Origin of the sequence: Paenibacillus sp. VT-400, from assembly GCF_001029205.1 — a bacterium.
Taxonomy (GTDB): Bacteria; Bacillota; Bacilli; order Paenibacillales; family Paenibacillaceae; genus Paenibacillus; species Paenibacillus amylolyticus.
The window spans coordinates 1,988,357-2,008,055 of record NZ_LELF01000067.1 but is presented as its reverse complement, the minus strand read 5'-3'; the positions used below and the strand labels follow the sequence as shown (position 1 = coordinate 2,008,055).

Sequence of the window (19,699 nt, the reverse complement as noted above, 5' to 3'; positions counted from 1 at the left end):
CATGCCAAAATAAAACTGGGATGAGTGCCCGCTGAATGTTGTCTGAGGATAATTCACAATCCTTTCAGCTAAATTTCAGTTTGGCAAGCGATAATACTACATACAGTCCCTCCGAAGTGAGGGAGAAGTCTAGATGAAACGGGCAAGGAGAGAAGGCAAATTATGAAGCTTAGCAGCGGAATTAAAATACTATTGGCTGATGATGAACCACATATTTTACAATTTCTAGAGCTTGGATTAAGCAATGAGGGCTTTGATGTGCGCACCGCACCCGATGGAGCGGCTGCGCTTGAGTTGGCGCTTGAATTCAAGCCACATATGGCTATTCTGGATGTCATGATGCCAGAGATGGATGGATTCGAAGTGGTCGAGCGTCTTCGTAAGACCGGTGCCGAGGTTGGCGTAATTATGCTAACAGCGAAGGACGAAGTCGAGAATCGGGTTAAGGGCCTTTGGCTAGGTGCTGACGATTACATGATCAAACCCTTTGCCTTTGACGAGCTGCTCGCCCGGATTCAGGCCAGACTTCGTAATCAATTTCCTTTATTAATAGGAGCCGTCACCCACGGTCCCTTCCGAATTGATGATCAGCGTAAAGAAATAACCTATCAGAATCAGGTCTTGGAGTTATCTCCTACCGAATACGAACTGTTAAAATTTATTGTTCTTAATCATGGAATTGTACTTAGCAAAGCGACCATTCTGAGTCGGGTTTGGGGGTATGATTTTGGCGGGGAAGAAAATATTGTGGAGGTTTACGTTCGTTCCTTGCGCGACAAACTCGGGGATAAAGAGCATAAACTCATTCGTACGCTTCGGGGTGTCGGGTACAGGGTGGATCTCTGATGAACTCGCTGCCTAAGAAAAATAAACTTCGTATAAGACGTCTCCACCACTGGATATGGCCTCGTTCATTACGTTCTCAATTGCTCTCACGTTCTCTGTTCGTGCTTGCCGGGCTGTTATTGTTAATCGGTATCCTGCAATTCTGGATCATGGAAAGCTTTCTCTACCGGAATCAGGCAAAAACCATGGAAGAACAGCTCATGTCCATGCCTCCGGTTTGGCTCGGAATCCAGTCACGTAGCGGCTCTTCCAACAATCCTTTCGGTGGACAGGCAGGAAACGGGTCTGGTAATCGGGTGTTGTTTATTCCTGACCGTTCACTGGCCCTGTTTGATAACCAAGGTACGTTCGAGGATATTTTTGGAGAAGACGGTCTGAAAGCCCCTCAACTAGCAACCGTTGAATATCAGGACATTACAGATGAGTTGAAAGAACAAAAACACATTCCCTATCGGATCGTCACGGATAGCCAAGGGAATGAGCAATTGATTGTATTTGCTTCACCCGGTCCACGCAATCGTGGTTTACCGATGGTCCAGATGGGCACAGCTACGAAGCCACTGAGAGATTTGATTATTAAACAGCTTCTGATCTTCCTCATGTTATCGCTGTTGGCCATGGTAGCCGGTCTTATTCTATACACTAAGGTATTACGCCGGACGCTGGTTCCCCTGTCCAACATGGTGAATAAAGTACAGCAGATCGATGCAGGTAGCCTCGCAGAACGACTTCCCGTCGTTCAGGGACAAGAGGAAGTGGATCAGCTCGCAGTTTCCTTCAATGGCATGCTTGAAAGGCTGGAGAACTCGTTTGAAGCGGAGCGGGAATCGAAAGAGCAGATGCAGCGTTTCTTGTCTGATGCTTCTCATGAGCTTCGTACCCCCCTCACCTCCATTCACGGCTTCATTGAAGTTCTACAGCGGGGTGCAGCGACCAATCAAGATCAATTGTATAAAGCGCTGGACAGCATGCACGGCGAATCGGTACGAATTAACAAGCTGGTTGAAGATTTGCTGTTACTAACCAAGCTGGATCAGGCTCCAAAGCAGGAGCGGGAGGTCATTCAGCTAGACAGTCTGTTGCTCGAAATGCAACCACAACTCGCCATGATGGCTCAGCAAAGATCCATTCATCTTGATCTGACGGCTGAAGTATATGTACTGGCTGACGCTTACAAGGTGAAGCAGGTTGTGCTGAATCTGTTCCATAACGCGGTGCAGCATACCGATCCTGAGCATGGAGCCATCTCCATAACGTTATATGCCACGTATCATAAGGCTGAATTATCAGTGAAAGATAACGGCACAGGCATTGAACCTGAACATCTGCCCCATATCTTTGAGCGATTTTACCGCACAAGCAGTTCTCGTTCGCGCAAACAAGGTGGCGCAGGTCTCGGTCTCGCCATTACCCGCTCGATTGTGGAGTCGCATGGTGGGAATATTACCGTACAAAGTCAGGTAGGCGTGGGAACTGAATTTATGATATTAATGCCGTTGTATAAGGCTGATGTCTAGGCTGAGCGTCGGCTGCAAGTAGGCTATACGTAAGATCTACTTGATCATTACGCAAGCTCTAGGCAGGCTCTCCAAACGATGCTCATCTTCCATTTTAATTCCGGCTTTTCATTGCATGACGAAATCCCCCACTCATTTCGGTTAAGAAATGAATGGGGGATTCTTTTTGTATCTGATTGATAGAGTGTAAAGTAGTAGCTCAATTGGGTTCAGGCTTTCAGGCTAACGAATCTGAGGCGTCTTATTCAAGCATTTGGAGCGTTCGCAGAGATCTAATGAACCTGAGCCACGTTATATTAGAATAAACAACCGTTTACTGCGTTTTTCTAAGGGGATTTCGGGAAATAGCGTGTCTGATGTTCTTTACAATTTAAGAAACGTACCTAAAGGCCGAATAAGACGTCCTGGGTTCGTTAGAAAATTGTCTACCCAATCGTCAGGATCAGCCATCTTGGACCTCAAGACTTTTGAGACCTTGGTATCCATCATCGTATAGCTTGCCTAAATTTGAATATGAGTTTGAGTTTGAAGATACACGCTAAAATTCATCCCGTTCTATCGTTGCTTTTGGCAACGTTGGATTACCAAGGGTACACGCCATTTTCATCTAGGAACTCCCCGTTATGGCGTTTACCATCCGTCGCATAGTGCACGATAATCGCAGCGCCGGCTTCTTTTGATTTACCGCCTTCGGCATTGCCATTAAGATCTGTTGATGTGAATCCGGGCGTTACTGCAAAGACTTGCGCCCTGCTGTTTTTCACTTCATAAGCCATCGAAAGTGTCATGGCACTGTTGGCCGTTTTGGATGAATTATAGTCGAAGGCATTTAAAGTAAATTCCGCATTTTGCATATGGTCCAGAGAAGCCATGTCAGTTGATACATTAATGATTGTGCCTTCATTATTTTTGATTAACGGGAACAATCGCTGATTCAAACGGAAGGTGCCGAAAAAGTTCACTTCAAAGGCGTTCCGTAGATCTTCCTCTTTTGTATCCGTAAAGGAATGAGAGAAAGCACCCGGCATACCCGCGTTATTGATCAGAAGATTTATTGCAGGATAACTCTTGTGAATCGTATCGGCTGCCTGCTCAATGCTCTTCAAGTCGCACATGTCGATCTGTACAAATTCTACATCTAACCCCTTGGAAGTTAATTCTGAAACAGCTCTTTCACCCCGTTCAACACTACGTGCGCCGAGGATAACTTTCCAACCTGCTTCACCCAACTGCTTTACGATTTCATATCCAATTCCTTTATTTGCTCCGGTTACAAAGACAGTCTTTTTCATGCGAATCCTTCTTTCCATAATTTGATTTATATTTAACAATGTATAAGTTACTATGCTACACTTAGTGTAGGTCAAATTATTTTTATAAAAAGGGGGATTAACATGTTAACGATTGGAGAAGTAGCAAAAAAAGTTGAGATCTCCATTGGAGCGATCCGCTTTTATGAAAGAAAGGGACTGCTGAAACCTGCTGCACGAAATGAGCAGAATAACCGTCTTTATTTGGAGGATGATCTGAACTGGCTGGTTTTTATCAAATGCCTTCGCGAAACCGGGATGAGTGTGGAAGACATCAAAAAATATTATGATCAGGTCAACGAAGGAACCTCCACGCTGAAGGAAAGAACCAAGCTGATTGAGGATCAAAAGCAAAAGTTGCTGAATGATATAGAGCAGAAAAAAGCGCAGCTTGTTCATTTGGATAACAAACTGGAGCGCTATTATCGAGGAGAAAATTATTAATATAAGCCTTATGCTATAAATTAACCTTTTGCATTTATGTAAGGGAGCACGTATCCTAACAAGGTTTCCTCAGTAGCTTCTTAAAATAAATACAAAAAAGATCAGACAGCCAGAGCAATAACTGTCCAACCTGATCCGAAACTTTCATTTTATAGCCCTTCACTATGGGACTACGTTCTATTAAAATTGGCCTTGTTGCTTACGCAGGTGGTAATGGTTATACTTTTCATTCTCGATCTCGATCGAGCTGACCCGTTCAAAATTACATTTCTGTATCACCTTATTAGATGCTGGATTGGTAGTCAAAGCGATGGCATTTAACACTTCCACGTTTGTATGTTCAAACAAATACTCCGTCATTCCTTTGAGCGCCTGCGTGGTGTAACCACGATTTCTGAAGTGTTTCGAAATACCGTACATAATCTCCCGATTGGGTGCTGGCAGTTCGTCCTTAATCCCTGAGCAACACCATCCTATAAACTCATCATTTTCTTTGAGTACGATAGCCATACGTAAGTATAAATCTCCGATGTCTCCTCCCGCCACCACAGCTTGTTTAAAACGCTGATTCTCAGGAATTTCATATTCGGTGAGCCACAGGCTCCTATCTTCAATCGTAGCCTTCCATCCCGGTAAGAATTCATACACCTCAGGTTGCCACGTAATTTCTTGCAGTTTCTTCAAATCCTCGAGTCGATACTCACGTAAATAAATATCCTTGCAATCGATGATTAATTCATCAGTTTGTATGGGTTGGTTCATAAGGTTGCCTCCACATTTTAATTTACATTACATCATTATAGAGCCGTGTACCATTCCCTTAAAGGCAATGCCTTGATATGTATAGCGTCAGGGTCTTGGGTTTTTTCAAGTTGGGGAAAATACTCTGGATATTGAGCTAAATATTCGCTAACACACCATCGAACCGACCAGTTAATATCTGTTGACCATTTTATCCAATTGTGTATTTCCTCCTTTGGAGCATTTTGCAATAATCCATGCATGTACCATCCACGCACTCCTCCTTCTGTTTCATGCATTAAATGCACCCAATACAACTTTCGCTCTTGTTCGTTCATCGGTTCCCCGAGGGTCGATACTGCAATTTTACGAACAATAGCGGATGAATCTTTCGTGAAACTCCATAACTCTTCACGTGATAATTCGTCCCTCTCAACTAAAACTGTTAAAGAGAGCGCTCTTTCGGTATCATCGATTGAATGAATTGCGCTATAGAGATTTTGATTTTTTATACTTATCATGGGTAAAGTTTTTGTTATGTACCTTGGCTTATCTGCCCTGTTCATATAACGAATTGTATTCTCAACATTAATTCGAGGAGCCAGGTTATCATTACCCTCAAGTGGTTCTCCATGCTCGACTAACAAGTGTCTTAGCATCTCCGCACTTAGACTCGGAAATTGGGAGAACAAATGGGCCGCAACACCAGCCACAAGCGTAGCCGATCCAGAGGTGCCCCCATAAAAAGATACGCGCTGACCAGAATCTTCAGTTTCATAAGAGGGGATTGTAAGGTGTAGTCTGGGCGCTAATATATCTGGCCTAAAGTGGCCATCTCCATTTCTACCATATGGTTCATCAGGGAAAGGAACGTGTAATGAACGATCGGCCTTTCCACGATCAACGTAGCCTCCTACTGCTAGATATTGTATTGGAGGCATGATGTTATTTAAACGTGTATTTCCATTCGAACAAATAACCAAAATGCCCTGTTGCACAGCTGTCGCCAATGCTTTAACCGTTGAGTTTTCACTCGTATTTTTAAGATAAACTTCATGATCTAATGCCTGCCAACCAGTACTTAAAATAATCTTAATATTCCATTCGACCCCATGTTCAAGAATCCATTCCATTCCTTTTTTCAGACGTTCTCCTTCTCCAGTTGTAAATGCGCCATGATCTAAAACTATAAATGTTGCTGCTGGTGCAATCCCGACGTGAATTTGTTCCTCTAACAGAATAGGTTCATGGGCTAAAGCCAGTGCACTCATAAGGCCATGTTCACCTTTCCGATTATCCTCCTCCCTGTTTATAGATGAAATGTCTCGCACAGAGACAGTCATATTTTCATGTACGGCAACACATTTGATTCGTGTATTTAAGTGATTTACGAGATGATGTTGTTTAATTGAATCGATAATTACAATCCCCACACCCAGACCAGAAGTATGAAAATCAGGTTGTTCAGCAAAACCTAACCTTTTCCATGTCGGATCGGGTATTGCTCTATCCACACGATCACCTCAGATTTGATATCATTAGAATACTCTCTCGCCTTCCGCTTAAAGTACATTATCATTTATCCAACTAACATTGGCAGATTTCGAGCTCTCTGGCGATCTTATTTATACTAGAATCATACAAGACCCTCTTTTTCCATAAACTCATCTTTGGTTAATCCAAAGAGGATCATATCCTGGTATTTTCCATCGGTGTAGATCACCTGGCGACGCACACCTTCCTGAATACATCCAAGTTTTCTCATCATGGCTGCAGAAGGTTCATTTCCTTCGAGTACAGAATCATTGAATTTGTTGAGCCTACGCTCGAAGAAGGCATACTTCAGTAAGATTCGTACGGCTCTGGTCCCGTATCCTTTTCCTCGATGATCCCTGTCAATTTGAATGCCAATGCTAAAGGTACCGTTCCTTTCATCAATGCTGTTCAGATTCACACCTCCGACATTTTCACCATCCATATTTACAATTGTAAACATGATCCGTCCTTTGGCTAAAGAAAAATCAGAGAAGTTTTCCGTGAAACTCTTCGCTTCAACATGGGTTGGCGGCAACTCTACTGCACACTCTAATAACCGACGGGCGGGTGTATCAAAGAGGTTATAATAATGATCTTCCCAATCTTTCTCACGCAAAGCACGCAATCTAACCTTGTCATCCTGCCAGAAATATTGACTATAATCGATCTCTCAATTCGCCGCCCCCTAGATTATTTTATCTCCAACTTTAAGATCCATCTTTATGGCTTTTCAGATCTTCTATAATTTGCTTATGCGTAGACAAGAAATGTTCTGGTATAGAATGTATATCAAAAAATCTTGTTTCTATGGATTCTTCACTTTCTATTATAGCTCCAGAAAAATCTTTGCTTTTAAACATCACTTGCACTAATGCAACTTCATCTCCATTACCATAAACCTCTTCGTACTGGGGCCCAGAATATATCGAGAATAAATCCATGGAGTTCAGTATTAGACCAGTTTCTTCGTAGACTTCTCTCTTGGCTGTCTCCTGGACACTTTCTCCCATCTCCATAAAACCACCGGGAAATCCCCAGAATCCATTATCCGACCGTTTCTGCAATAGAATTCTTCCAGCCTTATCGAACACGATTGCTCCTGAAACCACCATGATCACTTTGGAATTACCAACAAATGACCTCACATACTTAATATAGTCTTGCTCCATGGACCGTCTCCTTAGCTTGTTTTATATAGAATATAATAACCCATAATGTGGAATTAGAGGAGATTTGTTTTCATTAAACAGAACGAAAATAACCCCCGAACAGGATAAAACCTGTCGGAGGCTACGCTCTAATTTATATCAAAATCCCTTTACGATTCTTCCGTATATTGAGGCTTGGACACGTTATCCGGAACCGTTTCGTCAAAAACATCCTGACCTGGATAATCCCTTACGTCTCCCTCGTGAAGCTCATGATTTTCATAATCAAAACGATGTGCAGACCGCTGGTCCACCCGCCACGGAGAACTTTTCCCAAGAGACTCGGATAGTAAAGATGAACCGTAAGGGCCCTCCGGGAATTCTTCGAGTGTGATATCGTTTCGCTGCGACTCCACCGTAGACACATCGGTATATTCTTGCCGTTCTTCTCGCAAAAACTTATCTTTCATCGTTTATCCCTCCTGATCCACTTCAGATGATCAACGTCCACTTATTGTGAGCGAGGACAAACGCATTTATGCATGATCTTTGGAAAACACTGCGTTTAAGGTTCTAATCCATCGTCTTATTCATCACCGGATTAATCACGTTAATCATCGCCATCACAATTAGCGAATCCATATTAAAAGTACAAAAACAATGAGGCCAGCCATGCTAATCCAGGTATCACGTTTGGACCATACCAATAATGATGAACGTCCTTCGAGCGTAGAGTGCTCTCTAACTTTACGCATTTCCATCGCAATGGTCATATCCTCTGCACGTTGGAACAGTGCCATTAACAAGGGAATCACCATCGGACCCAGGTCACGAATTCGAACGGTATTTGGTCTTAAAGCCGCCTTTCCACGTGCCCGCACGATCAGTGAGAATCGCTGCCACTCACTCCAGATCATCGGGATAAACCGAAAGATTAACGATACAGCAAGAGCAAACGAAGCTACGGGCAACCTGATCTTTTTACCGATACCGAGTACCCAGTTAAGCCCTTCTACCATTCGCCCATAAGGTGTCGTCAACGAAAACCAAAGGCTTGCCAATGTGACGATAAACAAACGATACACATTCAGCAAAGTGCCCTCCGCCTGCATCAGGGAAAAGCCAAAGTGCAGACCGCCTCCCTCTGTTGAAAGGGTTGTCCCAGATAACGCCGTTGAGATGATGAAAAAGAATAATAATGGCTTCATTAACTTCATACATCCAGCCAAAGTCTGACGCGGGAGCACGGCAAGTGCTGCTACTACCGGCACCAGTGTTAAAGTCAATCCCAGCCATCGCTGTTGAAGCATAGCTGCGGTGACCAGCAAAATATACAAAATCCATTTCAGACGCGGGTCCATAACGCCATATAATCCGCCTGAATGAGTCAAGGTGTTCGGAAGAAGCTTTGGATCATCTTCAGTTTCAACGGACGACAGCTTCAGTGCTTTTTTTTCATACTTCATTACATCGCTCTTGACTTCCATCGTTACCGTCCCTGATGCTTCTTTCGATCCGTTCTGAATCCCCACCTCAACTGACGTGGACTGAACAATACTTTCAGCCATCTCCTCTGGCGTCATCGCGGTCAAAGACAGCTCAAGACCCGCTTCTCTTAACTGCTGTGCCAGTCTCATCGATGGTGGCAGTCCAATCCCTGTTTGCTCCAGCAGTTCAGGTCTTTTGTGAAGTTCTCTCGGCGTAAGATCAGCGATTAGGCGGCCTTCCTGCAACAACAATACTCGATCCGCACAAGGCAAAAATGTATCCAGATCATGGGTTGCTACCACACCCCCACCACCTGCCAGACGATGTTGCTCCAGTACATCCAGCAAAAGCCCGACACTTTGCGCTTCCAACCCGGCGCTTGGCTCATCCAGCAGAAGCCAGTGTGGGTTGGTCACACTTCCGAGAGCAAGTCCAAGCCTGCGCTTCTCTCCCCCACTTAGAGCAAATGGCGACCTGTCAAGATGAAAACGCCGGTCCAACTCCGAGGACACTGGCGGGTCCCATTGGTTCAGTGCTTTTGTGATCTGCTCTTGTTGCTGTTTCTCTGAAAGACGATAGGGACGCAGAGAATATGAGAATTCACGCTGAATACTTCGGGCAAACAGTTGTTGTTCCGGAAATTGAAACAATAGTCCCATTTGCAATAAAATCGACTGCGGCACTTTTCCTTCTTTCCAGAAAGGTGTGCCATCCAATGTGATACTTCCTGCATCGGGCGGTCTCAGACCAGCCAACGTCTGTAATAAAGTCGTTTTTCCTGAACCGGTGCAGCCCAGCAGCAAGGTGATTTCCCCACTGTTCAACTGTACACTCACATCTTCAAGCAGTGCACGTTTGCCCGATTCCGATGCTTCTATACGTATATTGGTTAGCTTGATCTCCAACGTGCGACCTCCTTGGCCAGTTGCTCAGGTCGCAGTGGCATGGCTTCTGGCATCATACCTTTTTGCTTGAGCAATAACGCAGTTTTTACAGTAAAAGGAGGGTCTAACCCTAACCGTTCACAGGGAGATAGCTGTACATTTTCCCGAATAGCCTTCTCATTCGTCTCTTTTTCATAGTAAAAGGACTCCGGCTCCCCGCTGTACACACAACGTCCCCTCTCCATAGCAATGATTCGATCACACAGGGTTGCTTCCTCCAGATGGTGTGTAATCCAGATCACCGTTGTCCCCCGCTGGGTAATCTTCTGAACGATGGCCTCGATACGGTCTCTTGCTCCTGGATCAAGCATGGCTGTTGGCTCATCCAGAATCAATATATCCGGTTTGGCTGCGAGCGCTACAGCAATATTAAGCAGTTGTTTTTGTCCACCGGATAATTGTGAGACAGCCTTCTCCGAAGGATATTGAAGTCCTACAGTATGTAATGCATCCTGCCTGCGCTCCAATTGCTCTTCTACAGAATCCATCAATGGTGACAGCGCAAAATGAAACTCCTCTTCAATCGTATCGCCTAGTACCTGTGCATCCGGTTGCTGCAGTACACCCCGAACGGTAAGTTCATCCGAGATATCCCGTACCCCTCCAGATAGTGGAATGAATCCAATCAGTAGTCCAGCAAGTGTGCTTTTTCCACTTCCATTCGCCCCCACAATACTAATCCATTCTCCTTGGTGTAGCGTAAGTGAGACCCCATCCAGTGCTTTTCTCACCTGACTACCTTCGGAAGCATAATGCACTCGAACATCTTCTAATGTAATTATAGGCAGGTTGCCTTGCATCGTAAATTAGTCCTTTCCCTTTCTATTGTTATGTGGTACGATCCTAATCGTCAACCACATTTATATAATTGGTTAACAATCATATTACCAAAATGGAGAGGATTGTTCAAACATGAAATTATCTTTGCGAGGCATTGTATTCAGCGCACTTATGGCCGCAATTTTAGTACTTTTTGGTTACATAAGCATTCCCATTGGCTTCTCCCCAGTACCGATAACATTACAAACTTTGGCTGTCATGCTGGCCGGAGGATTACTTGGTCCACTCTATGGTTTTCTAAGTGTCACGATGGTTGTTCTGCTCACCGCTCTTGGATTTCCCTTGCTACACGGGACCGGAGGACTTGCAGTACTTCTTGGACCTACCGGAGGATATGTGATGATGTGGCCGTTCTCCGCATTATTGATTGGATTGTTGCTTGCACGAATCAACATCAAAGGTGTAACAGGAATCATACTCGCTTTTGTTGTATTTGAACTATTTGGTTCTCTGCTCGTGTATGTCTCGGGGGTCCCTTGGCTTGCCTATGCTTACAAAATGGACATACCTGAGGCCATGATTCAAGGGTTCTATCCTTACATAATTGGGGATCTGATCAAAGCTGTATTTGCTGCCATCATCATTGCGCCAGTGCGAATGGTTTTCCCACCTCAACGTCTCACAGGTAACATGCATTCCACGGTTATAAAGGCGGATTCTTAATAGAAGCTACATAAGGTAACTGATCTGCCTATCTTTGAAAACGACGAAACCGCCAAAATCACTTTGGCGGTTTTCGTTACTTCTCTTCCTCGAAGGTTGTTCTGTTATAAGAGTGTCCAGTGTAAATATTCTTTAGTTCAACTTATATATTCACCTGAATTAATTGACGCTCCGTAATCTGAAATTGTTGATCCGCTGTATTTTCAATAAACCTCTGATCATGAGATACATACAGAATCGTCCCTTCATAGGCCTTGATAAAACGCTCCAAAGCTTCCAATGCATGCATATCAAGAAAATTCGTCGGCTCATCCAACAATAGAATGTTATATTGTCCAAGAAACAAGTGACATAATTGAAGACGAATCGCTTCTCCTCCGCTTAATGTCCCAACATTCTTCAGCAAGTCATTACCTGTAAACTGCATCGCATGCAACGCACTTCTGAGCTCTGATTCCTCATATTCCGAACGATTTTTCAGGAATTGTAATACGGTCTCTTTTGTCGTGAAACGATAGCTCATTTGCTGAAAATAACCGAGCTTTGCTTTTGGAGACATTGTGATCTGATCTCCCACATGGAAAACATGGTTAAGCAATGTGCTTTTCCCACTGCCATTGGCTCCGGTTATCGCTATTTTTTGTTTTAATGGAATTTGAAAACTTACATCCTCCAACAATATGTTTCCATCCACCTCAAGTGTAAGGCGATCTGCCATAATCGGAAATCGATTGTGCAGCTCCAGTGTCTTTGGCTGACGGAAGATCATAGGCCGATCCTCTTGCACCGCTTTTACCTCGTGAAGTTGTTGCATCCGCTGTTCAATCGCTTTGGCTGCGCGGTGCACCGCTTTTTGACTGGTGCCTTTGGATTTGGTTTCAACCATACGGTTTGTTTTTGCCTTGGATTCTTTTTTGGACATGCTTCCGGCCTGCGTTATTTTCTCGGCTTTCTTCATTTTTTCACGGGCGGCCAGCTCCAATCGTCTTTTCTCCTTGGAAAACTGCTCATGGGCCTGGTTTTGTTGTTCACGCTCCAGCCTCTTCTGTGCCTGATAATCACTATAGTTGCCGGAATATACGCGAACCTCACCTTGATGGATTTCCCAGATCGTGGTCACCAGTTCATCCAGAACCGCACGATCATGACTGATCAGCACAAGCGCCCCATAATAATAACGCAATTCATCCAGCAAAAATGTAATGCCCTCTTGATCCAGGTGTGTCGTTGGTTCATCCAGTAACAGTACTTCATGATAATGAGTGAACATTTGAGCCAGTTTTAGACGGGTCTGTTCTCCACCACTCCATGGCTGATCGTGTTGAGGTATCGCTAATTTACTGAGTAAAGCCCCGTCAACTTCGATACTTTCGTTAGACTGGGGCGGTTCCACTTGTTCCAAATAACCAAACTCTGCAAAACGTTTTACCTTTCCGACTGTTGGCTGGATTTGTCCCGCAATGAGTTTCAACAATGTACTTTTACCCTGACCATTACCACCCACTACACCAATGCGATCCAGTTGATGCACAGCCAGTCGCTCAATGTTCAGTATTACTTTATCCATATAGGTCATCTCAACCTGTTCTAATTCAAAACATATCTTTTCCATATTCGCTACCTCCGAAATAAGATTTATTTCGTATCGATAGCGAAGCACGCTTCTATCGATACGAGCTTATCGTGCCAGCTCGTATCAATAGAACAGTAACGTCATCATAGCGGTTCCCCCCAGTAGTCTGTATTGAGCGCCTGTACCTAATTATTTACCTGATTAAGATAATCAGAAGAAAAAACAAAGAATCACAGGCCACGGCCTGTGATTCAACGTAAACGGGAAAGCGAGTATAACACTTATTTTTAGGTCAGATGATTGAAAATGACAGACTGATCCCGTTTACCCTGAACCAATAGTCAGAGCCTTTGAACGTATTCAATTACCGATTCAAAGGAAGGAAGCGCAGTCTCATCGCATGTGTCATGTTCAATAATCCACCTTTCATTATCATGTAATAGATGTACAAATCTAATTATAATTTTCCAATTCCACCATGTCAACGGAACCATGAAAACACTACACCCTCGGATTAGTACATCAATCTACTTTTGTTCCTGGTCATTTCCGCTACTTAATTTCAATAGAAGTTCCTGGCTATGAACCTGACCTGTAGCCTGTGGAATCACTTCTTCGTAGTTGGCTGAGTTGGTTACTATAATTGGCGTTACCGTATGATAACCAGCAGCCTTAATCTGTGCAATATCGAACTCAAGCAACAGATCTCCCGCTTGGACCCGATCGCCTTCCTTGATATGGGAGACAAAATGCTGCCCGTCCAATTTAACGGTATCAACTCCCACGTGAACTAATATCTCAGCACCGGTGTCTGATACTACAGCCAAGGCATGTTTTTTCTTGAATGCTACGGTAACTGTACCATCAAAAGGCGCTACAACTCTCCCCACAGTTGGCTCAATCGCAATCCCTTTACCCATTGCTCCCGATGCAAAGGCCGGATCTGGAACTTCCGACAATTCAACAATCGTTCCTTCGATTGGGCTAAATACATTTTCGTCCGAAGCATTCGTTGCACGAACAGATTGCTGAGCGGATGTCGTAGATTCGGTTTTTATTTCTTCTTCAACCGGATCTTTGAAGCCCATGATGTACGTCAGTACAGCCGAAACAACAAACGATACTACGATACCCAGAATCAATCCTGGAAAACCTTGTCCGCCTGGTCCGTAGAAGATTGGCAAAGTCAGTAGTCCCGGTGCGCCAGATGCAAATGCCAATGTACCTGCTTGACCAATGATAGCTCCACCAACTGCACCACCGATTACTCCTGCAATGAATGGACGTTTCAGTGGTAATGTTACCCCATAGATGGCCGGTTCCGTAATACCGAACAGAGCCGTCAACGTGGATGATCCAGCCAGCGTTTTCAGTTTTTTGTTCTTGGTTTTCAGCATAACCCCAAAAGCAGCACCCGTTTGAGCAAAGATCGAAGCTGTCGCAGCGGGTTTAACACCATCCTGTCCATACACTGCAACGTTGTTGATAAATACCGGAATCAGACCCCAGTGTATTCCGAAGATAACGAGCAGCTGCCAGCTTGCACCCATAACGGCTCCTGCGAGCAATGGACTGAATCCAAATGCGGCAACCAGTCCAGCTGCAATTCCATTACCAACGTATACGCCAAATGGTCCAAATACAAGCAATGTCAGAGGTACCATAATCACTAGCAAAAACAATGGCGTAACAAAGTTTTTCACACTATCGTGAAGTGTTTTATTAAAGAACTTCTCCAACTTGCTCATGACAATGACAGCTAAAATGATAGGGATAACTGTAGATGAATAGTTCATCAAAATGACAGGGATACCGAAGAAATCCGTTGGTGTTCCCTCTGATTTCAACGTGACGATGGACGGATAGATCAGTGCTCCTGCAATCGTCATCGCAACAAACATATTCCCCTGGAATTTACGTGCTGTTGTAACCGCTAACAAGAGAGGCAGGAAATAGAAGAGACTATCTGCTGCTGCATACAGGATCGTATATGTTGTTTCTGTCGTTTCCAGCCATCCAATATTGCTTGCAATCAACAATAACCCTTTTAGAATACCGGCTCCCGCCATAACACCCAGAAGTGGTGCAAAGATGCTGGATATGATATCGATAATCCCCCCGAGCCCTTTGGCTGCTTTGCGAGGTTTTTCTTTATCTGACGAATCGTCCAGAATGTTACTGATCTGTCCAATGGCACTATAGACTTCAGGCACCTTGTTACCAACAACCACCTGGAACTGTCCTCCATTTTCTTTGACTGCGATGATACCTTCTGTTTTCTCCAGTTTGGCTTTGTCTGCCTTGGCATCGTCCTTCAATACAAACCGTAATCGTGTTGCACAATGAACCAGCGATTCCACATTTTTCTCACCGCCAACCAGTTCTACAATCTCTTTGGCCAGTTTCTCTTGACTCATGATCTGCACCCCCACTTTTTCTCAAACAGGCCCTTTACCGATTTTTTTGCACGCAAAAAACCTAAGCCTTGAGCAAGGGGACACAATGGTCCTGTCCTTCTCATGACTTAGGTTTTGCCTGCATAACCAGTAACAATCCCAGTTAAATCGTATTCAATTCCTGTTAATCACATATTATTATAATAAAACCATTTTTGTCAACATTTAAATATTATCGATTAACCACTCGTTCGATATGAACCGTCAGATACAACTTTTCTTCATTGGTCAGCTCATGGTTGTACTCTTTTTTGACAAACAACTCAATTTTCTCCGTGCACGCTGCGGCATCCGGATGTTTCTCCTTAATCATGTCATAGAAATGATCATAGTTGTTGTCGTAATGCGTACCACTGAGCACACGCTGGGAGAAGAACTTCAGATGTGTGATAAAGCGAAAATAACTGAGAGAGTCCTCATCAAATTCCATTTTGAAATGATATTTCGCTATATTAATAATCTGCTGGATAAACTTCGTAATATTCATCGTTGTAATAACTTCTTCGTTCATCTCTGCGTTGACAATATGAAGGGCAATAAAAGCGGCTTCATCGGGTGGAAGCTCAATATTCATTCGGGTGTTGATCTGTTCCAGCGTCCTCAATCCCAGTTCGAATTCGGACTTGTACAACTGTTTGATCTCCCACATTAATGCGTTCTTGATCTCCACGCCTTCCCGATAACGTTCGATGGCGAAGTTAATATGATCCGTAAGAGATACATAGATGTTCTCATTCAACTTTCGGCCCAGATTCTCACGCGCATACGTGATAATCTCTTCCACAATTTCAATCAGTTCCATCGGAACTTCCCGCAGTAGCATTTTGAAATTATCGGAAGTTTGTTTGTTTTTCAATGCAAATACTTTCTGGATGCGGGTCTCGTCTACTTTATCCCCCGGCTTTTTCTTAAAGGCAATCCCACGTCCCATCACCACAAGCTCTGCTCCATCCGCCTGATAGATGCTAATGACGTTATTGTTGATAACCTTTGCTATTTTCACTTCAATCCCCCCGTCACGTTCCACTCTCTTGGCAGTTATACATCGTCTTTTGGGCATACAAAAAAAACCTGAAGCATCACAAAATAAACAAGACATGGTGGTCTGCTTTTTTTGGTGCTTAGGTTTTGCCTACTTCGAGTAGTAACAATCCCAGAAACGATATAATTGCGTCAAGTATAGCGCGAACCTGACTATATGTCAACGCTTTCAATGCAGGAACAATCGGAAGTCCCATGGTTATATAAATTGAACTAGATAATATTTACACTAGCTACTCCGATGACAGAACAACCTTCCGATCGCTGTTATCCCCTTATTTTCTGTCCTCTCCGTTTTGTGTAAATGTTTAGTTCAATGTATATAGATGAAACTTCCGATGTTTTATTGCCGTACAAGACCATTTTAATTCAGAAAAATATAAACTACGCGTCACCCAGGTTTGTTCCGTTAGATTCGATCACATTTTTGTACCACTCAAAACTCTTCTTCTTCAGTCGTGTCAGCTCACCTTGACCTTCATTATTACGATCCACGTAAATGTAGCCATAACGTTTTCTCATCTCACCTGAGGAGGCACTTACAATATCAATAGGTCCCCAGCTGGTGTAACCAATGATGTTAACGCCATCCTGAATGGCCTCACCCATTTCAGCTACATGTCGTTTCAAGTAGTCAATCCGGTACGCATCATCCACTTCACCTTCCGGTGTAACCTCGTCATTGGCACCAAATCCATTCTCAACAACAAACAGCGGCTTCTGATAACGATCATGTAGTTGATTGGCGGTAATACGGAATCCTTTAGGATCAATCGTCCAGCCCCACTCGGACTTCGCCAGATATGGATTGGCTACCGAGCCAAATACATTACCACTGGTCATATTTTTGATAACTTCCGGATCGGTGCTGGTTGTACGACTTGAATAATAGCTGAATCCGATATAATCTACGGTATGATTCTTCAAGATTTCCGCATCACCCGGCTGCATAACAATGTTCAACTCGTGATCTTTGAAGAAACGTTTGGCGTAACCCGGATATTCCCCACGTGACTGCACATCGATGAAGAAATAGGACTCTCTATCTTTTTCCATGCCCTGGAACACATCTTCCGGATTACAGGTATACGGATAGAAGCTTCCTGCGGCGAGCATACACCCTATCATGGCACCAGGAATAATCTCATGACATGCCTTGACTGCCAGTGCACTTGCAACCAGTTGGTGGTGAGCAGCCTGATATTGAATTTCCTTGATGTTATCCCCTTCATTAAACGCCAGTCCCGCTCCAAGGAACGGAAGATGTAACAGCATGTTGATCTCATTAAATGTCATCCAGTATTTCACCTTGTCTTTGTACCGAGTGAATACCGTTGTAGCGTAAGTCTCGAAAAGAGTTACCAGTTCACGACTTCTCCAGCTGCCGTACTTCTCGATCAGATGCACAGGCACATCGAAGTGAGCTAATGTAACTACAGGTTCAATGCCGTTTTTCAACAATTCATCAAACAGGTTATCGTAAAATTGTAATCCGGCTTCATTTGGCTGTGCATCTTCTCCTGTCGGGAAAATCCGTGCCCAGGCAATGGAGACACGCAGTGCTTTGAATCCCATTTCTGCAAATAGAGCAATGTCTTCATGGTAACGGTGATAGAAATCGATTGCTTCGTGCGAAGGATAGAACTCGGTAGCCAGTGGCGTAAAGGCCGGAACATTACCTTTCATAATACTTCTACGGTTCTCTCCAGTCGGCAGCAAGTCAACGATACTCAGCCCTTTGCCATCTTCCAGATACGCGCCCTCCGCCTGATTGGCAGCAATGGCTCCACCCCACAGAAAATCTTTAGGAAATTTAAAATTCGTCATCATCATTCTCCTTCCAAATATGTAATTCAGCTACCCGCTCCAATCGTAAGAAACATTAAAAAGACAAAATAGAAAAAACCCGAACCAGCCTGGGTACACGATTACGTGTAAACAAGCCAGCTCAGGTTATGCCCATATCGGTAACATTCCCAGATCATGATTATGCGGATTGGATAAAACTTTAGCAAGAATCAGAACAGTTGTCAACTTCTTGAAACCGGTTTAGATTCGGATTGCCCGCTATGATATTTGATAGAACGCAGCACATGTGCCGCCAAGAATCATCTGTTGATCTAGTATAGGTAAGGCATTAATGTGAGAATTAATAAGACCGTATACTTCAGAATACGTAGCTGATACGTTGCTCACGGGCCAGTCCGACCCGAACATTAACCTTTGCGCACCAAAGGCTTCTATGGCGATATTCAGATAGGCTGTAAAATCCTTTGGAGTCCAATTTGCCCAGTCTGCTTCCGTCACCATCCCTGAAAGTTTACAGTACGCATTAGGTTGTGCGGCCAATGACTCAAGCGCTTCTTTCCACGGTGAGAGTATACCTGATTTTATGTCGGGTTTGGCTAGATGATCAAGTACAAATCGCTGTTCAGGAAACGCCTTAACCAGTTCAACGGCATAAGGCAGTTGCTCCTTGGATACCAACAGATCATAGGCCAAATCATACTCCTTTAGCAATGAAATTCCGCGCTGAAAGTCTTCTCTCAATACATACTTCAGATCAGGTTCATCCTGTATGACATGACGTACGCCCTTCAGATACGGATTGGACGCGAACAGTTCAAGCTGATTCCGAACTTCATCCGAACAAAGGTCCACCCATCCGACAACACCTTTGATACATTCATGCCGTTCTGCCAGCTGCAGAAGCCACTCGGTTTCTGTCAGTGATTGTCTGGCTTGTACCGCAATACATCCATCCAGTCCGGATTGGATCAATAAAGGTTCAAGATCTTTTGGAAGAAAAGATTGACGAATGACTTTCATCTCTTCTCCAATCCATCCGTACTCGGCGACGTTGTATTCCCAAAAATGTTGATGTGCATCCATCTTCATATTAGATCCCTCCCAGGGTATTTAAATCTAATTATCATTCAAAAGCAACCATATGATTTTCATTTCCAATGAAATAAACGCTCACTACACAATCTATTCATATGACAAAATCACTGATTTTTACATGATTTTTATTCCAATTGTGAAGGTATTGTCCAATATCAAATCATGATATAGTAAATTACGAAAACGCTTTCAGTACATAAATCGGTGGTGATTCTAGTATTAAACAAGTGAATTTTTGTTTGCGTTGA

At 43.8% G+C, this 19,699-nt stretch carries 17 protein-coding genes; 4 read left to right on the top strand and 13 right to left on the bottom strand.

Annotation, left to right across the window (positions count from 1 at the left end; all coding sequences use genetic code 11):
• The first annotated feature begins 162 nt into the window (after positions 1–162).
• Together EL84_RS19660 and EL84_RS19655 are read left to right on the top strand one after the other, a co-directional pair.
• The gene (locus EL84_RS19660) at positions 163–846 is read left to right on the top strand and encodes a response regulator transcription factor (RefSeq protein ID WP_036670730.1); all 684 of its coding nucleotides are present in this window, start codon (positions 163–165) and stop codon (positions 844–846) included.
• Complete coding sequence (locus tag EL84_RS19655) at positions 846–2,363, top strand: sensor histidine kinase (protein ID WP_047842781.1); 1,518 nt, start codon at positions 846–848, stop codon at positions 2,361–2,363. Before EL84_RS19660 ends, EL84_RS19655 begins: the two co-directional genes overlap by 1 nt.
• 581 nt (positions 2,364–2,944) lie before the next feature.
• On the opposite strand, the gene EL84_RS19650 is transcribed toward EL84_RS19655, so the two are convergent.
• A complete protein-coding gene (locus EL84_RS19650; RefSeq protein WP_047842780.1) occupies positions 2,945–3,655 on the bottom strand; it encodes an SDR family NAD(P)-dependent oxidoreductase in 711 nt (236 codons plus the stop codon).
• A gap of 102 nt (positions 3,656–3,757) precedes the next feature.
• On the opposite strand from EL84_RS19650, the gene EL84_RS19645 reads away from it, so the two are divergent.
• Positions 3,758–4,117 carry a MerR family transcriptional regulator gene (locus tag EL84_RS19645; protein ID WP_047842779.1) on the top strand — a complete coding sequence of 120 codons (360 nt, stop codon included), beginning with the start codon at positions 3,758–3,760 and terminating at the stop codon, positions 4,115–4,117.
• A gap of 180 nt (positions 4,118–4,297) precedes the next feature.
• Here EL84_RS19645 and EL84_RS19640 read toward each other — a convergent pair whose 3' ends face one another.
• The 7 genes from EL84_RS19640 to EL84_RS19610 all read right to left on the bottom strand — a co-directional run bounded on the left by EL84_RS19640 (position 4,298) and on the right by EL84_RS19610 (position 10,774).
• A complete protein-coding gene (locus EL84_RS19640) occupies positions 4,298–4,879 on the bottom strand; it encodes a GNAT family N-acetyltransferase (protein ID WP_047842778.1) in 582 nt (193 codons plus the stop codon).
• Between the two features lie 35 nt (positions 4,880–4,914).
• Entirely contained in the window at positions 4,915–6,372 is a 1,458-nt protein-coding gene (locus tag EL84_RS19635) for a S8 family serine peptidase (protein ID WP_047842777.1), read from the bottom strand.
• A gap of 122 nt (positions 6,373–6,494) precedes the next feature.
• Entirely contained in the window at positions 6,495–7,019 is a 525-nt protein-coding gene (locus EL84_RS19630; protein WP_235431554.1) for a GNAT family N-acetyltransferase, read from the bottom strand.
• 82 nt (positions 7,020–7,101) lie between these two features.
• Positions 7,102–7,563: an NUDIX hydrolase gene (locus EL84_RS19625; RefSeq protein ID WP_047842775.1), complete on the bottom strand. Its 462-nt coding sequence runs from the start codon at positions 7,561–7,563 to the stop codon at positions 7,102–7,104.
• A gap of 149 nt (positions 7,564–7,712) precedes the next feature.
• Positions 7,713–8,012, bottom strand: coding sequence for a hypothetical protein (locus tag EL84_RS19620; protein ID WP_036608432.1), 300 nt, complete (start codon positions 8,010–8,012; stop codon positions 7,713–7,715).
• Between the two features lie 159 nt (positions 8,013–8,171).
• Positions 8,172–9,935 carry an ATP-binding cassette domain-containing protein gene (locus EL84_RS30900; protein ID WP_053061541.1) on the bottom strand — a complete coding sequence of 588 codons (1,764 nt, stop codon included), beginning with the start codon at positions 9,933–9,935 and terminating at the stop codon, positions 8,172–8,174.
• Positions 9,920–10,774 (bottom strand): ATP-binding cassette domain-containing protein, encoded by an 855-nt coding sequence (locus EL84_RS19610; protein ID WP_053061540.1) that lies wholly within the window; start codon positions 10,772–10,774, stop codon positions 9,920–9,922. Before EL84_RS19610 ends, EL84_RS30900 begins: the two co-directional genes overlap by 16 nt.
• A gap of 112 nt (positions 10,775–10,886) precedes the next feature.
• On the opposite strand from EL84_RS19610, the gene EL84_RS19605 reads away from it, so the two are divergent.
• On the top strand, positions 10,887–11,477 hold the full coding sequence (locus EL84_RS19605; RefSeq protein WP_047842774.1) for a biotin transporter BioY: 591 nt from the start codon (positions 10,887–10,889) through the stop codon (positions 11,475–11,477).
• Between the two features lie 142 nt (positions 11,478–11,619).
• Here EL84_RS19605 and EL84_RS19600 read toward each other — a convergent pair whose 3' ends face one another.
• From EL84_RS19600 to EL84_RS19580, 5 genes are all read right to left on the bottom strand, one after another.
• Positions 11,620–13,089, bottom strand: coding sequence for an Msr family ABC-F type ribosomal protection protein (locus tag EL84_RS19600; RefSeq protein WP_047842773.1), 1,470 nt, complete (start codon positions 13,087–13,089; stop codon positions 11,620–11,622).
• A gap of 488 nt (positions 13,090–13,577) precedes the next feature.
• Positions 13,578–15,467, bottom strand: coding sequence for a beta-glucoside-specific PTS transporter subunit IIABC (locus EL84_RS19595; RefSeq protein ID WP_047842772.1), 1,890 nt, complete (start codon positions 15,465–15,467; stop codon positions 13,578–13,580).
• 211 nt (positions 15,468–15,678) lie between these two features.
• Positions 15,679–16,509 (bottom strand): BglG family transcription antiterminator LicT, encoded by an 831-nt coding sequence (gene licT, locus EL84_RS19590; RefSeq protein WP_047842771.1) that lies wholly within the window; start codon positions 16,507–16,509, stop codon positions 15,679–15,681.
• A gap of 422 nt (positions 16,510–16,931) precedes the next feature.
• Positions 16,932–18,374 (bottom strand): 6-phospho-beta-glucosidase, encoded by a 1,443-nt coding sequence (locus EL84_RS19585; protein WP_047842770.1) that lies wholly within the window; start codon positions 18,372–18,374, stop codon positions 16,932–16,934.
• A gap of 240 nt (positions 18,375–18,614) precedes the next feature.
• Complete coding sequence (locus EL84_RS19580) at positions 18,615–19,445, bottom strand: amidohydrolase family protein (RefSeq protein WP_047842769.1); 831 nt, start codon at positions 19,443–19,445, stop codon at positions 18,615–18,617.
• Positions 19,446–19,699 lie beyond the last annotated feature (254 nt).

Excerpts from the sequence above, each read along its gene's own strand:
- EL84_RS19660 (WP_036670730.1), top strand. The coding sequence starts at position 163 with ATGAAGCTTAGCAGCGGAATTAAAATACTATTGGCTGATGATGAACCA.
- EL84_RS19655 (WP_047842781.1), top strand. The coding sequence starts at position 846 with ATGAACTCGCTGCCTAAGAAAAATAAACTTCGTATAAGACGTCTCCAC.
- EL84_RS19650 (WP_047842780.1), bottom strand. The coding sequence starts at position 3,655 with ATGAAAAAGACTGTCTTTGTAACCGGAGCAAATAAAGGAATTGGATAT.
- EL84_RS19645 (WP_047842779.1), top strand. The coding sequence starts at position 3,758 with ATGTTAACGATTGGAGAAGTAGCAAAAAAAGTTGAGATCTCCATTGGA.
- EL84_RS19640 (WP_047842778.1), bottom strand. The coding sequence starts at position 4,879 with ATGAACCAACCCATACAAACTGATGAATTAATCATCGATTGCAAGGAT.
- EL84_RS19625 (WP_047842775.1), bottom strand. The coding sequence starts at position 7,563 with ATGGAGCAAGACTATATTAAGTATGTGAGGTCATTTGTTGGTAATTCC.
- EL84_RS19620 (WP_036608432.1), bottom strand. The coding sequence starts at position 8,012 with ATGAAAGATAAGTTTTTGCGAGAAGAACGGCAAGAATATACCGATGTG.
- EL84_RS19610 (WP_053061540.1), bottom strand. The coding sequence starts at position 10,774 with ATGCAAGGCAACCTGCCTATAATTACATTAGAAGATGTTCGAGTGCAT.
- EL84_RS19605 (WP_047842774.1), top strand. The coding sequence starts at position 10,887 with ATGAAATTATCTTTGCGAGGCATTGTATTCAGCGCACTTATGGCCGCA.
- EL84_RS19600 (WP_047842773.1), bottom strand. The coding sequence starts at position 13,089 with ATGGAAAAGATATGTTTTGAATTAGAACAGGTTGAGATGACCTATATG.
- EL84_RS19595 (WP_047842772.1), bottom strand. The coding sequence starts at position 15,467 with ATGAGTCAAGAGAAACTGGCCAAAGAGATTGTAGAACTGGTTGGCGGT.
- EL84_RS19585 (WP_047842770.1), bottom strand. The coding sequence starts at position 18,374 with ATGACGAATTTTAAATTTCCTAAAGATTTTCTGTGGGGTGGAGCCATT.
- EL84_RS19580 (WP_047842769.1), bottom strand. The coding sequence starts at position 19,445 with ATGAAGATGGATGCACATCAACATTTTTGGGAATACAACGTCGCCGAG.